The organism is Microbulbifer taiwanensis (genome assembly GCF_014904815.1).
Classification (GTDB): Bacteria; Pseudomonadota; Gammaproteobacteria; order Pseudomonadales; family Cellvibrionaceae; genus Microbulbifer; species Microbulbifer taiwanensis.
The window spans coordinates 20,858-36,869 of record NZ_JACZFR010000049.1 but is presented as its reverse complement, the minus strand read 5'-3'; the positions used below and the strand labels follow the sequence as shown (position 1 = coordinate 36,869).

At 45.4% G+C, this 16,012-nt stretch carries 10 protein-coding genes and 1 pseudogene; 1 reads left to right on the top strand and 10 read right to left on the bottom strand.

The window, feature by feature from the left end:
* Window positions 1–157 precede the first annotated feature (157 nt).
* Entirely contained in the window at window positions 158–988 is an 831-nt protein-coding gene (locus IG627_RS16645) for a hypothetical protein (protein WP_226865312.1), read from the top strand.
* A gap of 196 nt (window positions 989–1,184) precedes the next feature.
* Here the strand turns inward: IG627_RS16645 and IG627_RS16640 are convergent, their stop codons facing one another.
* The 10 genes and pseudogenes from IG627_RS16640 to IG627_RS16595 all read right to left on the bottom strand — a co-directional run bounded on the left by IG627_RS16640 (window position 1,185) and on the right by IG627_RS16595 (window position 16,009).
* Window positions 1,185–2,294: a hypothetical protein gene (locus IG627_RS16640; RefSeq protein ID WP_193193685.1), complete on the bottom strand. Its 1,110-nt coding sequence runs from the start codon at window positions 2,292–2,294 to the stop codon at window positions 1,185–1,187.
* Between the two features lie 6 nt (window positions 2,295–2,300).
* A complete protein-coding gene (locus IG627_RS21215) occupies window positions 2,301–3,503 on the bottom strand; it encodes an adenylyltransferase/cytidyltransferase family protein (RefSeq protein WP_193193683.1) in 1,203 nt (400 codons plus the stop codon).
* Between the two features lie 38 nt (window positions 3,504–3,541).
* The gene (locus tag IG627_RS16630) at window positions 3,542–5,455 is read right to left on the bottom strand and encodes a WcbI family polysaccharide biosynthesis putative acetyltransferase (RefSeq protein WP_193193681.1); all 1,914 of its coding nucleotides are present in this window, start codon (window positions 5,453–5,455) and stop codon (window positions 3,542–3,544) included.
* Between the two features lie 89 nt (window positions 5,456–5,544).
* Window positions 5,545–6,513 (bottom strand): GDP-L-fucose synthase, encoded by a 969-nt coding sequence (fcl, locus tag IG627_RS16625; protein WP_193193679.1) that lies wholly within the window; start codon window positions 6,511–6,513, stop codon window positions 5,545–5,547.
* Between the two features lie 10 nt (window positions 6,514–6,523).
* Window positions 6,524–7,639 (bottom strand): GDP-mannose 4,6-dehydratase, encoded by a 1,116-nt coding sequence (gmd, locus tag IG627_RS16620; RefSeq protein ID WP_193193677.1) that lies wholly within the window; start codon window positions 7,637–7,639, stop codon window positions 6,524–6,526.
* A gap of 31 nt (window positions 7,640–7,670) precedes the next feature.
* Window positions 7,671–8,840, bottom strand: a pseudogene (locus IG627_RS16615) (nucleotide sugar dehydrogenase).
* 180 nt (window positions 8,841–9,020) lie between these two features.
* A complete protein-coding gene (locus IG627_RS16610; protein ID WP_193193675.1) occupies window positions 9,021–12,746 on the bottom strand; it encodes a glycosyltransferase in 3,726 nt (1,241 codons plus the stop codon).
* A gap of 80 nt (window positions 12,747–12,826) precedes the next feature.
* Window positions 12,827–13,765: a hypothetical protein gene (locus IG627_RS16605; protein WP_193193673.1), complete on the bottom strand. Its 939-nt coding sequence runs from the start codon at window positions 13,763–13,765 to the stop codon at window positions 12,827–12,829.
* Window positions 13,762–14,700: a hypothetical protein gene (locus IG627_RS16600; RefSeq protein ID WP_193193671.1), complete on the bottom strand. Its 939-nt coding sequence runs from the start codon at window positions 14,698–14,700 to the stop codon at window positions 13,762–13,764. The genes IG627_RS16605 and IG627_RS16600 overlap by 4 nt, the downstream gene beginning before the upstream one ends.
* 70 nt (window positions 14,701–14,770) lie before the next feature.
* Window positions 14,771–16,009 (bottom strand): glycosyltransferase, encoded by a 1,239-nt coding sequence (locus IG627_RS16595; protein ID WP_193193669.1) that lies wholly within the window; start codon window positions 16,007–16,009, stop codon window positions 14,771–14,773.
* Window positions 16,010–16,012 lie beyond the last annotated feature (3 nt).

Below are 16,012 nucleotides of genomic sequence, written 5' to 3'. Positions count from 1 at the left end.
CAAATTCAAATCAAACGTCGACCGACAATTATAGAAAGCGCATCCGTATAACAACCTTGTAATCACTTCCGAGCATTTCCACTCTCGAATTAAAAGTGTCGACGAAATAATAAATCTTAAAGAGCTCTTAAGCCCCTATTACAGTCACTTTAAAATAGTGGTTTACCTGCGCCGCCAGGACAAGCTGGCCTTGACCCTGTTCAATGAAGCTCTTAAATATGGTGGCGCAGGAAATAACCCGCTTTACGCAGGACAGAACCCTGACAGCAGCTATTACGACTACCTCAATCTTATTGAGATGTGGGCAAGCGTATTTAGCACAGAGAACATTTCAATTCGGCTATTCGACGAGATAAAATCCAACAATCAGTGCCTCTATAAAGACTTCCTAAATGAAATTAAAATAGAACGCCCGTGTGGATTTTTACGTCCAGCAAGAAAGAACACAGCCCTTAGCGGATACAAACAGAACTTGCTGCTTCTATTGAGTCAAATCCAGCAATCAAACGGGGAGCACGGTCAGATATGCTCTGAGCTAAGAACTCACATTATAAATTCCAGAAATAACTCACCAGAAATACCGCAACTTCAGGCATCCAGAGAAGAACGCACACAATTCTTAAATCGCTTTTCACAGAGCAACCGCCAGCTATCAGAAAAATGGTTGAATGGAAGAGCCTTTGGAATTGATCCCGCCGCCGTCACGGAATTAAACCAGAATCAACCCATGCCTGCTAGCCGCCCAGGAAAAGAAGTAGTTGAAGAGCTATTAGTCGAAGAAATACGACTCTTTTTGGATAGCAAACTTAAAGAAAAAATTGCACACAGCCACAATTCAGACCAACTTCAATACTGCATTAGTGCTGCTATCGCTATCAGCGCGAACTTAAATACAAAAAAAACGAACCATTTAGTTCAAGAAATTAAAATTCGCTGCGGCTCTCACACCGATACCAAGCGTGTAACCAACTGCATGTTTCCAGGTTAATCCAATCCATCAGAAAAACCCTGATAAGTTAATACATGAATCCTTCAACCTAATGGCGATATTTCGAAAAACCTTTAAAGTCCATTTGGAACCAGTTTTATGATGCGCACCACCAAGATATGGCTTTTCATACAAAACCTACAACCAGAAATAAAAACACCTGAAGATTAACAAATCTAAGCTAATTGCACCTCCATTAAGAACCGCACAACCTCCTCAACTCTTCAGACCAATATTCCGCAACTAACTTTGTCAACTCAGTCGCACTCTTATCTACGCGCTCCGCCGAAATTTCAAGCCTTTCCACTAGCGCCATCAGAATATCTCTTTTGGACTTTTCTGTTATTTCTCCAGCAGGAGAAAAGTTTCTCAATGAAAAATTACCCCCAAAAAAATAGCGTCTAGAAATTCTGACATTGTCCCGGCGATAGTATTCCATTAACTCTTCATAATCATTCTTAGTGGAAAAGTAATTATTCGTATCGTGATCAAGCTCAGGAAATTTACTCCGGACCAGTTTATCGAGAATCAACGCCAGCCGACAGGCCAAACCATAATGTGCAGCATGATCGACAGAATAATCCATCTGCGCATTAATATCGCGAAGCACACTAATAGCGGCGGAAGACACCGACTGATTGGCTGCAAATCCGGGAGTATCTACATTCAAATCATTAATGCCAATTGCCGTCAACATATCCTTTATGACGTTTCCCCCGGTCAACTTCTCCCGATCAAAGATTCGCACTCGTATATTTTTTTTTCCGAGCTCCCTCTCCCATGATTTTAGCATGTCCCCATAAAGCAACAGGCCCTTTCTCGGCGTATCACGTAAGTGCTCAGAGAACGAGACGGTGCAGGCATGTTTTTTGACCAGCTCGTTGTACATTGAGGATAAAGCCTGGTCTTGATATCGGAGATACACCACCAATATCAACTCAAATCCTTCAAAATCGCGCTTGAGCTGCTTAATCTGGGAACGAGTCAAATATTCAAACATCTCGCTCGAAATGATAAAGCTATGGCAATCCGAGTTGCCGATTTCATTTCGAATGGCAGAGACTTCACCAGAACATGCATCATCCATTTTGTAGACCCTGGCAAGTTGGTGGTGGCTCGCTCCGCCCTCTGCTCTACCAGCACGGATATAATGGAATCCTCTTGAGGCCAGCAGCCCCGTATTCTGATGAAAAAACTTTTGGATCGCTGTTGTTCCGGTCTTGGAAATACCTATATGAATATAGATATTCTTATTATTCTGAGATTCTCCAATACCGGTAATTTTTTTTCTTAGTCGAGATAACATAGGCAATCAAACTGATTGAGCAAGTGAGCGCACGATTTCCAAAGCGGAATGCAGTGACTTCTCCAGACCTTCAATATCTGTCGGCCTTATTCCTGCAAGAGATTTTTTAATATCGGTAGTCGATATATCCTCCGTTCTGTCGAGATAAACAACTTCACAAGCCTCTGATAGCTCGTCAAACCTTCCTCGCCAGTCCCCCCCCATTCCGAATACAGTTGCGCCCGTACGCTTGATATCTGCCCTTTTCTGTTCCCAATCGTTTTCCGGAAAGACTTCGTCTACATAACCAGAAGACAACAGAATCTCCTTTCTCTCCTCGTAGGAATAAAAGGACTTCTTGCCTTTATTGGCATTGAATTCGTCAGTGGATAGCCCCACCACCAGCCGGTCCCCCAGCGCCCGCAGCCGCTTCAGGATTCGCACATGGCCAACATGGAACAGGTCAAAAGTACCGTAGGTGAGAACCGTTTTAACTTTTCCGTCGGCATAGTAATCCAGGGGGTGATTTACGCTGGATTCCGGAATGTTATGACAGTAATTCAGTATGCTCTCATCCCGAATCGGGTACACGCCCTGTTCCTTGAGGACTTCGATCTCCGGCTTGAAATGGTCGAAATTGTTGTGCCGGGCGACTATCGCTTCATCCAGGCCAAAACCGCTTTGTGCAAAATAGTGGCGGTAATCCCCTATTCCCTTGATCTTAAGTGGGCCAAAGTCGTAGTCCCTCAGTGGATAGAGGTCTTGGACGCGGATATAGCGCTTCTTGAACCACTTGCGGAACTCAGGCGTCTTGTAGTGCAGGCAGAGTTCACCATCGATTTCCTCGCGCTTGCCGATGAAAACGTCTATCTGCAGATAGGTTCCCGATGGGCAGATTTTTTTGCTGGTGCACTTGAACTGGTATAGATGCTCACACAGCTTGTCTTTGAGAGTAACGCCGTACTTTTCAAGCTCCGGGATCAGTTTTAGGAAGTCATCCTCAAATACTTCCTCCACCATCACATCCAGGTCATCGTCCCAGGGAATCATGCCCTCGTGGCGGACAGCACCGAGCATGGTCCCGGAATGAGCGAAGAATTCTACGCCGTTGCGCTCCAGAACCTGGCGAAACACATCGTAGAAACGGTAATAGCTGGCGATAATGCCATCGTTCAGAATCACACGCCTGAAAAAATCGTGCAGATCCACCTTCTGTTCGGCTACTTCCATAACTGTCTTGTCTCTAATTAGACGCCCGCTCGGGAATCTCAGGAAAATTTGTTTAGTACCGATTGATAAGTTGCGGCTATATCTTCTGCCCGCCCATTGAACTCCTTTGGTAGATGCCCTTTTGTCGACAGGGACCTCCCGGAAAGCTGAGATACACCGGAGCGGCTGAAACCAAAATTCTGCTGTAGCCAGATATCGTCCGCCATATATCGCGACAGAAAACTCTTAATCTGCGCATTGGAACTGAAGAAGCTGTCAGGTGAATTTTTTGGTTCAAAGTCTTTGTCGAGTCGCAATGAAAAGTGTATGGCGATCGGATAATGCAGATCGCGAATACCCTGGCGGCGGAAGTGCATGCGCGCAAACTCCACCGCCTGAACGGATGGGCTGGGATTCAATCTCTTTTCCGCTCCCTCTTCCACATCAGGCTTGTTGATACCGCATTCACGGGATAATAGTTCCCACAAGCGCGATTCCTCCGTGCTTGCGAAGATCAGTTTTTCCCGGGGTAGCAGGTCGAGCCAGAAGCTCAGGCTGGATCTGTCGCTCAGCAATTTGTGCACATGGCGAATAATCTGGTTCTCTCGGCGAGTCAGGCCGATCTTCCAGTTCAAGATTCGGTCGAGCCGCGAGTGCACATTTCGGTACCCGATAAATTGCGAGAAGCTGCCGCTGAACCAAGCTTTCTTTACATACTCCGCATACATCGATTGCACCCAATTGAGTCGATTGCGCAGAGTACAAACGATGGAGACATCCATATCCGAGAAATCGTCGAGTAGCTCTTGGGCCTGGTTATAGCCCAGGTCCTCAAATGACTCGCAGGAGATCAATACTCGCTCGCATTCAGTAGAGGCAATTTCTCGTTTCAGCTGCTGGACAAGCGCATCATCGCGCTGCTCACCCTTGTAGTGCTTGGCCAGATTCCGGTGGTGGGTAAAGTGGAGCCCGGCCTCCGGGTAGAGCGTCCCCTCGGCCAACAATTTCTTGCGATGCTTGAAGCAGAAACTCTGAAAGGATGTGGTTCCCGTCTTGGACTGGCCGATATGCAGAATCAGCTTCTTGCGATTCAGCCACTTTTCATCGGCAAAAGTGGCGGCCTCGACCACCCAGGCGCGATTGTTGCGGTAGATATCCAGATAGCGATCCACCACCTGTTCCCGCTGAATATCCTCATTCTGCACCCGGTACTGCCTGCCATCGTCGCCAAATTGCAGACCGAGATACTGTCTTACCGCAGGCGCGATCGGGAAGTAGTCGTAGCGCAGCAGCTCCTTTTCGATCCTGGGCACTTCCGCTTCGCTGTAACCCAGTTTGTCCAGAAACTGCCGGACAACCTCATATAGCACCGCATTGGCGGGATGGTTGTAAGTATAGAAGAGGCGCTCTCTGGTGAAGTTTTGCTCAACGAAGTCCGTAACGCCAATATCCAGCCCCTGCTCCTGCTCCCTTCTGCGCAGCTCCGCCAGGGTTTCCTTGAGCACCGATTCAACGTCTTCGCGCACAGGCTGTAAGCGGCAGAAACTGTGCTTGATTTCGTCATCCGACCTGCCCTCAAGGAACAGCTTGACGATCCTTTTATCGTGGTAGTCCACGAAACCAGCATTCAGGTGCTGGTTCTTCTTGTTGCGCAGGTAGGTCAGCTCCGGGTTGTAGCCGCTAAAGTACAGCGAAGGGAAACTGATAGTATGCTTGGCGGAAGCTACCGAGACCCAGTAGTCACTGGTGCGCCATTCTGGGGTGAATTTGTACTTGATATGAGGCTGGTAGAGCAGAATATCGCACTTGCGGCACAGATCTTCGAGCAAGGGCTGCTGCTCTTTGGTCAGCTCGTAGACCGGCTTCAGGTTGAGCACCTCGAAAAGGCGGTTCCCCTGCCCGTCGATGACCTCGTCCAGAATCTTAGCCAGCGCAGGGCCCTGGCAATTGGCCAAAATTAGTACTTTTTGCATTGATTTTATTCACCACTTATGCAAAATCAGGCCGCTAAGCACGGCCGAAACCGCCAATTATACCGGATCTGACCTGCCGCGCCGAAGCGTCACCGAGTGCGAATTGCCTCCATATTGTTCAAAAACCAGGCATACGCATCTGCCAACCCCTCTTCGAGCCCGATTGTCGCCTTCCATCCCAATTGCTCCAAACGACTGAGATCCATCAGTTTGCGAGGCGTACCGTCCGGCTTGCCGGAATCCCAGATAATCTCACCCCGATAATCCACCACTCGAGCAACCGTTTCGACCAACTCGCGAATGGTACAGTCCACACCAGTGCCGACGTTGACATGGCTCGACATCGGTGATGTGTTTGCGGTATAGAGGGCCTCGTCCAGTTCCATGACATGCACGGAAGCCGCGGCCATATCGTCTACATGAAGGAATTCCCGCATCGGCTTGCCACTGCCCCAGGCCACGACCTCGGCATCCCCTCTTTCCTTGGCTTCATGGAAGCGCCGCAGTAGCGCCGGAATCACATGGGAATTTTCCGGATGGAAATTGTCATTGGGACCGTAGAGATTGGTCGGCATTACCGCTCGATAGTCGCGCCCGTACTGGCGGTTGTAGGACTCGCACAGTTTGATACCGGCGATCTTCGCTATCGCATAAGGTTCGTTGGTTTCCTCCAATACCCCGGTAAGCAGTGTTGACTCCTTCATTGGCTGCTCGGCAAATTTCGGATAGATACAGGAAGAACCGAGAAACAACAGCTTATCGATACCTGCCTGGTGTGCGGAATGAATGATATTGCACTCCATCATCAAGTTTTGGTAGATGAACTCAGCCGGATAGGTGTTATTGGCATGAATACCACCAACTTTGGCTGCAGCAAGATATACTTCATCGATATTTTCCGCACCGAAGAAATCCAGTACTGCCCCCTGATGGATCAAGTCCAGTTCCTTTCGGGTACGAACAACCAGCTCCACGTCATCGCGGGAATTCAGTTGGCGGACTATAGCCGACCCCACCATGCCTCTGTGGCCGGCAACATATACACGCTTTCTACTCATAGCGGAGCCTCTACTCCTTTGCCACGGAAACATCGAAACCATGCTCTTTGAGCAGGGCATGCTGTTTGGCCTTCGTCAAATCGGCAGCGACCATTTCGGCACACATATCTTCCACAGTGATCTCAGGCTCCCAGCCGAGCTTTTCCTTGGCTTTAGACGGGTCGCCAAGTAACGTCTCAACCTCAGCCGGACGGAAATAGCGCGGATCAACGCGCACAATCACATCGCCAACGGAAACTCCAGATGCGCTATCTCCCTTCACGGCAACTACCGTCGCAATTTCATCTACACCATCGCCGGAGAACTCCAAATCGATGCCGGTATACTGTGCGGACATGCGAATGAACTCCCGCACAGAAATTTGCTTGCCGGTGGCAATGACGAAGTCATCGGGCTGCTCCTGTTGGAGCATCATCCACTGCATGCGTACATAGTCTTTTGCATGCCCCCAATCTCTCAGTGCATCCAGATTGCCCATATAAAGGCACTCTTCAAGTCCCTGCGCAACATTGGCAATACCTCGAGTAATCTTCCGAGTAACAAAGGTCTCACCACGGCGCGGCGACTCATGGTTGAAGAGAATCCCGTTGCAAGCATACATGCCATAAGATTCCCGGTAGTTGACAGTGATCCAGTAGGCATACATCTTTGCCACCGCATAGGGTGAGCGCGGATGAAAAGGAGTGGTCTCCTTCTGCGGAACTTCCTGAACTAGACCATAAAGCTCTGAGGTAGAGGCTTGGTAAAAACGAGTTGTTTTCTCCAAGCCCAAAAAACGAATCGCTTCCAGCAATCGTAGTGTCCCCATCGCATCAACGTCTGCGGTATATTCAGGCGCCTCAAAAGAGACGGCGACATGGGATTGAGCACCCAAGTTATAGACCTCATCCGGCTGAACATCCTTGACAATCCGAGTAAGGTTCGAAGAGTCGGTCAAGTCACCGTAATGCAAAAAAAAACGCGGATCCTTCTCATGAGGATCTTGGTAAATATGATCGACTCGCTCAGTATTAAACAATGAAGCTCGACGCTTGATGCCATGAACTTCGTAGCCCTTTTCAAGCAACAGTTCAGCAAGGTAGGATCCATCCTGTCCGGTGATGCCAGTAATTAAAGCTTTTTTCATTCTAAATTAGCCCCAAATTAGTAAATTCGAATCAGGAATCCGAACCATAAATATCTCGTGTATAGACCTTCTCGGAAACATCTCCAAGTTTACTACAGTTACGGTTTGTAACAATCAGGTCCGCTTCCAGCTTAAAGCAGTCAAGGTCCTTATATACTTTAGATCCGAAAAATGTATCCTCTTTCAGCCCAGGTTCGTAAACAACTACGTTTATACCTCTAGCTTTAATACGTTTCATTACACCTTGGACAGAGGAAAAACGAAAATTATCAGAACCTTGCTTCATAACAAGTCGGTAAACTCCGACGGTCTTTGGACATCTGTCAATGACTGACTTAGCAATAAAATTCTTCCGCGTCGTATTTGCATCGACAACAGCTCGAATCAAATTATTGGGCACATCTTTATAATTTGCGCGCAACTGTTTGGTATCTTTGGGCAGACAGTATCCACCATAACCAAAAGAAGGATTATGGTAATGTGAGCCCACTCTGGAATCGAGGCATACACCATCAATTATTTGCTTTGTATTAAGCCCGTGGGTTTCGGCATAAGTATCCAGCTCATTAAAATATGCCACACGCATTGCCAAATATGTATTTGAAAAAAGCTTTATGGCCTCAGCCTCTGTCGAGTCCGTAAACAAAACTGGAACATTATCAATCTTTGCAGCGTCAAGTAGAAAATCAGCAAATAGAGAGGCTCTCTCAGACCTCTCTCCCACCACGATACGCGAAGGGAAATAGTTATCATAAAGCGCCTTTCCTTCACGTAAAAACTCGGGAGAAAACATAACATTTTCGTATCCAAATTTTTCCTTAAGTTTTTCTGTATAGCCTACCGGAACTGTTGACTTAATTACTAAAACTGCTGTTTTATTGATTGGCAATATTTGACCAATAACAGTTTCAATGCTGGTTGTGTCAAAAAAATTTGCACTTGTATCATAGTCTGTTGGTGTTGCAATAATAATATATTCAGCACCAATGAAAGCTTATCGAGCATCTGTAGTAGCATTAAGCTCTGTCAACGGATCTTGGAGTGTGGCCTGAATTTCCAGATCTTCAATTGGAGAAACTCGATCTTTAATGAGATCGATCCGAGATTCATCAATATCTAGAACAGTAACCCTGTTCCCCTTTGCAAGAAGCAAAGCCATGGATAAACCAACGTAACCAGCACCAACTATAGTAATAACCACCAATAACTCTCACATCAATTTAAAATAGGCATCATTGATAATCTCCAAGCCTTCAAAATCGGCTAAGATGATGCGCCCCTCAGCATGGTATGACGGTAATAGCCGCCATACAGCTTGAGATATAAACTTTAAATACACAAATAATCTTTACACTGTAGTTATAAAATAGCCACTTTAACTCTATGATGCTGAGCGATTTCTAACACTCTCACTAACCAATTCATGAAACAGCATGTCATACTTGCGTGCCTGCAAGGAAAACTCCAAGTGTTCAAGCGCAAATTTCCTACAAGATTCAGAAAGAGGCGGTGACCTCAAAACTTTAGAAATGCCAATCGCTAGCTTCCGTGGATCACCCACCTCTACTGCGACTCCAGTAATACCATCTTGAACTAGATCCGGAATCGCCCCAGTCTTACACCCAACAACAGGGGTTCCACATGATATAGATTCAGCCGTAGTATTAGAAAAAGTTTCCTCTCGAGAGGGAACGATAACCACATCAGCAGCGGCATAGGCCAATGCCAACTTGGCATTATCCGACACAAACCCTAACGAGACTGTTTCCAAGCAGATAGATTCGTTCGCCGGTGTCTTATCGCCAACCAACATTACTATAGGTTTATCCTCACCCATCATTTGATCTAAAATGTCAAATGCTTCTTTCGCTTCTTTATAGCCTTTAACTTCACTCGAATATGAAGGTATGTAACCAATTATTCTTTTATCAAGCGGAAGACCAAGAGCTTTTCTCGCATTAATCTTATCAACAGGAGAGAAAACATCAGTCTCTATGGAATTTGGTATAACCTCTATTCGGCAATCATTAAAGAGCGGAGCCGACTGTAATATTCTTCTAGTGTGCTCACTTAATGCAACCAGTGTTATATTACTAAAATTATAACTATTTCGCTTTTTCTTAAGCACCTTGCTAGGAAAATCACTAAAATTGTCAATTAATTGCGGACAGCCCGAACAATCGGCTTTCCATTGCTCACAGCCATGAAAAAAATGACACCCTCCTGTAATTGGCTGCATATCACGAACAGTCATTACAATAGGCTTATTCAAATTACTCAAAAAGGCTATATTGTCAACCGACAAAAATCTGGCAGTCCAATGAAGGTTGATGACATCACAATCATCCACCATTTCCAATAAATGACCCTTTCCAATATTGGAGTGATCGATAGTAAAAATGGTAAACCCTGGCCTACTGTTCAGTGGATTCTGCCTGGCAAACCACCCTTCATTATTTCCACTCGGGTGTCTCACAATCCTGACATCAGATTCCTTGTCTCCGTTATGTGTAATTGCAAACAAGGATGGAGCGATCGCTGTTTGATCTCTCAAGCCTCTAAACAATCGAAAAGCAGCATAACCAGCACCACCTGCAGTACTTGAAGTAAACATAGCAACTTTAACTTCTGGAGCCGTAAGTCTATGAAGCTCATACTTCAAAGACGCAAGCTGTTTTCCCTCTGAAAAATATTCAAATCGCTCTCGAGCATATTCAACATTATCAGTAAATGTCTCTGGGTTTTCATAAAAATCTTTCAGTGCCTTACCAATTTCTATTCCATCACCGTGCGGAACAACTCTGCCATAGTCTGAATTCCGCCCAAGCACCTCCGGTAAGCCTCCGGCGTCAGTTGTAATAACTGGGAGTCCTGAAAAAATTGCTTCGAGAACCGACACCCCGAAACTCTCAGACCTGTTTAAAATATCATTTGAATATCTTGAGGGCTGCACAAATATGTCAAAATTTGTAAAAAATGATTTTTCAAGAGTGAAATCCACGAACGGAATGAACTCAACATGGTTTTGCAACTTCAAACTTAATAACTGCTGTTTTAAATCATTGAGGCACTCATCTCCTCTTCCATAAACAATAGTTAACTTCGTATTTAAACAGCAATTGTTAACAAACCATCCTAAACCTATCAATAGATCACTATGACCTTTAAGAGGTATACACCTACCCACAGCTAAAATATTCAGCTGTCGATCATACTTGAAAAAACTATCTATTTTTCTATTTCTATAAAATTCTGGATTTGCAGTGTTGTAAATGCGTTCCACCTTGTGCCTTGGAACGCCATTTTTAACAAGTTCGTCCACAAGATAGTTGGATACTGCCGTAAATTTTGTATCAGTCCGAGAACAAAAATCTTCTAATATATAACGCCTATACTCCGCATTAGACTTTAGCATAAATACATCGATGCCATGAGTCATGGACAGTGTTGGAATCTTAATACCTAGCGAGGCTAGGCGCACGCTCAGCTTCCACTCATTCAGCGCAAAATGCGCTATTAATGCAACAGGGCTAAGATACTCGAGTATATATTTGTAAATTTCATTCCGAACTTCCGGCCGAAAATCGGACCACGGCACACAAATCGCATTTTGAAAAGGCCTTTCGGAAGAAAGCTTCCTTTCATCGCAAAGTATAAAGTTCTCATACTCCCCATCGCTGTCCATCCGAACCAGTAAATCGTATATAAACGTCTCAGATGGCGCAGAGAAAACTGAAGCAAAATGCAGAACGCATTTACGGCCTATATCCCTTCTGTCAAGTACTCCTAAAATCTCTTCAAGAACATCTGAAAGATACCCATGCTTCGTATTTATACGAATGTATCTTTTATCAATCCCGAGCATTTCACATGCGGCGATGTAGTCGAGGAAAACACCAGATGCCTCTTCATGCGAAAGCCTATAGTTGTCTCTCCTCATGCAATAAACAATATAATTGCGCAAAGCACTTAAAAATATTTTTTTGTTTTTGTACTTTCCCCCTAGACTTGCAACATCAACTAGACGTGTATTATCAAACCGCAAGAAATATATATCTTCAGCCTCGGCAGGAGAAAGAAACGGAAAGCGCTGCAGGTAACTGTCTACGATTTCGTGGACAATTAATCTGCGATTCTGCTCAGTCGAGCCAGATGACAAGCCCCCCTCACTGAAATTAAGCAAGGCTTGATTTATATGAGAAAAAGTAAACCCAGCCTCGTACGCTTTCTGTGTCCAAAGTACATCACTTACGATTTTCAGCTCTTCATCATAAGGCCCAACAATGTTGTAACATTCTTTAGAAACCAAAAAAGTACAATGACAAACATTCATATGCCCAAGGAACAATCCATCAGTAATAGGCTCAGCGACCAGCTGCGAACCACCTGCAAAATAGTCGCTATATGTTATGTCGGAACCTTTAGCCAACACAGCATCGACAGACCGACTCACAAAATCCGGATGGTAATAATCGTCTGAATTTAAGAGACAGATATAATCACCCTGCGCGACCTGAATCCCTTTATTCATCGCATGGTAAATACCTCTATCGCTTTCGGACACAAAGTAATCAATTCCCCCCTTATATTTTTTAAGAATATCTAATGTAGGATTGTCACTACCACCATCAATTACTATATACTCAATATTCTCATAAGTTTGAGATATAACTGACTTTATGCAACGCTCTAGCGAAGAAGGATTGTTGTAAACTACGGTAACGATTGAGACAAGAGGCTTGCCTTGTTTTGCTTGCTTTAATTTTCCACTAAGCCTTAACCCTCCACTTACGATCCGACGGCTCTCATTGGAAGGCAACTCTATATATTTTCCGCAAAATGTTTCACAGTCTTTGCGAGAAGGCTGAACCTCAATTAATGTTTCATGCAATTTCAGCAGCCGGATCGAATCAGGCTGCCACCTCAAGCCAGCCTTTATGGTCTCGAGAGCCAATTCCTTGCTGTCAATCTTCAAGTACAGCTCGGCCAACAATTCATAAAAAACATAAAACGATGGATACAAAGAAATTGCCTGCCTGCAAGCAGACACTGCCAGCTTATTCTCCCCTGAATTTAGCAGACTTCTAATCTTTAACAAATGGCTCACAAATCAATCTCAACTTAGCTTCAACTTACTTTTTTCTATAAAAATTAATGGGCGCAAACCCAGCAGCACCCATAGAAAGCTTAACAGCGGGGCTGGTAATCGAGGAAATCACATAATTCGAAATAGTTTTTACTGTTTATACATTCGCTCTGAAAATCACTGGGCAGATTTTTATTGTCTCTTTTCTCGATCACTCCAGAGCTTCGACCACTATCTCCAGAGACCTTAAAAATATTAAAAATCATTTGAAAAGATTCGCTATAGTTAAGGTCTAACACATCAGCGATGGCCTTCAACTGTAAACCTGGCTGCTCTACAAATGCTTCATATTTAAAAACCGCACTAGTAGAATTATTTTTCAAGAATGCCAGCTGCCTTCGGCAGTATTCATCGAATGTACTTGGCTGAAAATGAACCCAACCATTAGCCTTGAGTGATAAATAACTTTCTACTGGATGCCGAACAGTAGCTACAGATAAGATAGAGAAGCGCTCACGAAGCAACCTCAACACTGTAGATTCTTGGTCAAAGTAAGCGTTAACGCAATAATCAGAATGCGTGTGGTCCCGTAGAATCAGCCTACCCCCTAATGTATCCACATGCTCTTCAGCCACAACCATTGACTCAAGAAACAGCTTTTCAGATAAATTATTAACATTTGGAATACCAGCCCAACAAGATAGCTTTCTAATATCAGAAGGGACAAATTGCGGGCGTCCATCAACACGACTCAGGTGAGAGTAAGGGTGCACCTCACTTAATAAGTAAACATTCGGTAGCGCACTGAGGCATTTTGAAATCAATGTCCCCCCGGTACAGGCAAAATGATGAATCGTTCGGATGGTCGGCCTTCGCTCGCTCTCCGAGCCTAGCTGCTGTATTTGCTCGCTCAAAGACACGGAGTCGTTTGGAAGAGCTACCGACTCTAAAACATCCACCGCGCCATCCGCAGCCAGCTGGGAAATAGACGTAAGCTCTCGGAAAAGGCCGTCTATTTTCTGCAGCTCCTCTCTGTTCATTCGGTTTTACCTTCGGGAACACCGCCCATAACTGGCAGGAAAACCGTCTCGCCTAGCTCCCGCAACTCGGGATATTTCTCCACAAGCTTGAGGTACTGATCCGAGGCGCTCTGAAGACGCTGTGCTACCTGCACCATCACACCGTTCTGCCGGGCTTTTTCCCGCCTCAGATTACCATACTGCTTGCGTAGGTCATCCAGATCTGCCTGTGCCTTGACGAGAATCTTGTCAATCTTATTTTTCTCCGCCTTTAACTGATCTCTTTCCGCGGACAACGCTTCAATGTGGATAGCATCTTCATTACGCAGATAAATCCTGCAACTGAATGGATACTCACTTTCATCCTGGAATTCCAGATTAAAATATTTTTTTTCCAGACAAGAATCTAGACCGCCGCCAGAAACGGAACTACCGACGTTCAAGTTAGCTCTCTTGATTATTAGAATCGAAAACCTCTGTAAATCAATAGCACTCACTGTTTGGAAAAGTTTGCAACTGTCCCCGCCAATTTCCGCAATAAGGACATTAAACCTCTCCTCATCTGCAGCCGCTTGTTGCAGTACTTTACCCAAGGCTACTGTCTCTACATCTTCAGTAGCCACCACTTTTAGATTTGGAAAGAAATCCGTCAGCTTCCCTGGGTCTTCCAGAGAATCAAAATCCTGGTTATTGGTCCGATGTATCTTACGTCTTCCATTAGTATCTGCCACAACCGCATGCCGTATGTGGACACCGGCATGTGCAGCAGTACTGAATTCCAATTGATTACAAACTTCTTCGCTGGCGTCGAAAAGATATACTTCTTGGAATCGCATATCCACGTAAAAGTCGATTTCAACATTGGCGCCACAACCAACATGTACTATGGAGCCAGCCGGGACACCAGATAATAAAAGCTTATCTTTAACGTAATCTAAAACCTGAGTGCCTAGCACGCTAATAGAACCTCATCTTTGTAATTTTGTTTTTCTGGATTTCCACAATTATCTATGCAGCCCCACGACATCACTGACATATCCAGCTCCAAAAGCTCCGATATACTGCTTTCCAGTACGGATTGTCAGACGTTTGTGGTATGTTTTTCGAATGCCGCAAATTCGCCAGAGCATTGCGGAATCCAACCATACCGCCTCTTGAACTCAGGAATGGCCGCCCAAGTCTGCGCGATTCCCTGTTCATCCAGGAGTTGCCAAAGCAGTATATTGGTATCCCATACCAAGCCACTATCCAGAAGAACCCGGAGCTCTTGTTTTTGTAAATTTCGGAGCAGTAATTGAACGTAAACATCGATGCACAGCCAAGCAGCTGATGCAATTCAGCCTCTCCTAAAAACCCTTCTTCAATAACTATACTGCTGTACTTGGCTGCTAAGTCCCGCAGCTCCATCGCGACGGAGTGCAATTCGGTATCGGGCCAGGGAATCGAAAATTGAATATACAATTCTTGATCTTCGCCCACAGATTTCAAGGCATTTTTAATCAATCTTGGAAGATGATAGAACCCCTTGTCTCGCTTGGCATCCCCCATGTAGAGGATCACTCTCTTGCGCGTATTTTTACCCTGCCCATCCATAACTCTCTGGGCCTGATACAGGCGATCCCAGTCCGCCAGATAGCAGGGGTGTATAGGCAACTTTTCTTGCAAATTCAGCAAGCGTGCGTAAGTTTCCGCTAACTCATAATCACTTGCATATAATTTTACGTTTGCCAGAGACCGCAGGCACCGAAAACCCAGGGCATATTGCATTTTTGCCCTCGAGTCAGTGGTCACCCCATTATGCGTTATACCCGGGTTGAACATGGCACACACTATATGGGTCGACGTGTTTTGATCACCAATAAACTTAAGCGCCAAGGACAGCGCATATGCGTGCTCCCAGCTCAGACTCGGATGGAAAAATATCAATTCCTGCCCATAAGAACGTTCTTCGACGTCCCTTATCACACGGGCATACTCTAGGGTCGCTTGTCTGATAAAGGGCTGGACCTCCGCCAACCTGACTTCTTGTCCGAAAACTTCGTAGAAGTTGAAATGGAATTCCGGTTTAAGTCGGCAGCCATATCCCTCAAGTTCAGCTTTTATCGTCTCATCAATGCAGTGGCTGCAGACGAACTCTAGCTCAACGGACTCGTTGCGCTCGGAAAGGGATCTCGCCGCCATCAGGGCAAACCCCGTGTGGTGCCCTCCTGCTGCGATCAACGCGGGATCCACCACCACCAGTTTTTTCAGGGCATTACGGGACATGCA

Bases quoted from the DNA above. Each gene is read 5' to 3' on its own strand.
- IG627_RS16630 (WP_193193681.1), bottom strand. From the start codon at position 5,455: ATGCAAAAAGTACTAATTTTGGCCAATTGCCAGGGCCCTGCGCTGGCT.
- IG627_RS16605 (WP_193193673.1), bottom strand. From the start codon at position 13,765: ATGAACAGAGAGGAGCTGCAGAAAATAGACGGCCTTTTCCGAGAGCTT.
- IG627_RS21215 (WP_193193683.1), bottom strand. From the start codon at position 3,503: ATGGAAGTAGCCGAACAGAAGGTGGATCTGCACGATTTTTTCAGGCGT.
- IG627_RS16640 (WP_193193685.1), bottom strand. From the start codon at position 2,294: ATGTTATCTCGACTAAGAAAAAAAATTACCGGTATTGGAGAATCTCAG.
- gmd (WP_193193677.1), bottom strand. From the start codon at position 7,639: ATGAAAAAAGCTTTAATTACTGGCATCACCGGACAGGATGGATCCTAC.
- IG627_RS16595 (WP_193193669.1), bottom strand. From the start codon at position 16,009: ATGTCCCGTAATGCCCTGAAAAAACTGGTGGTGGTGGATCCCGCGTTG.
- fcl (WP_193193679.1), bottom strand. From the start codon at position 6,513: ATGAGTAGAAAGCGTGTATATGTTGCCGGCCACAGAGGCATGGTGGGG.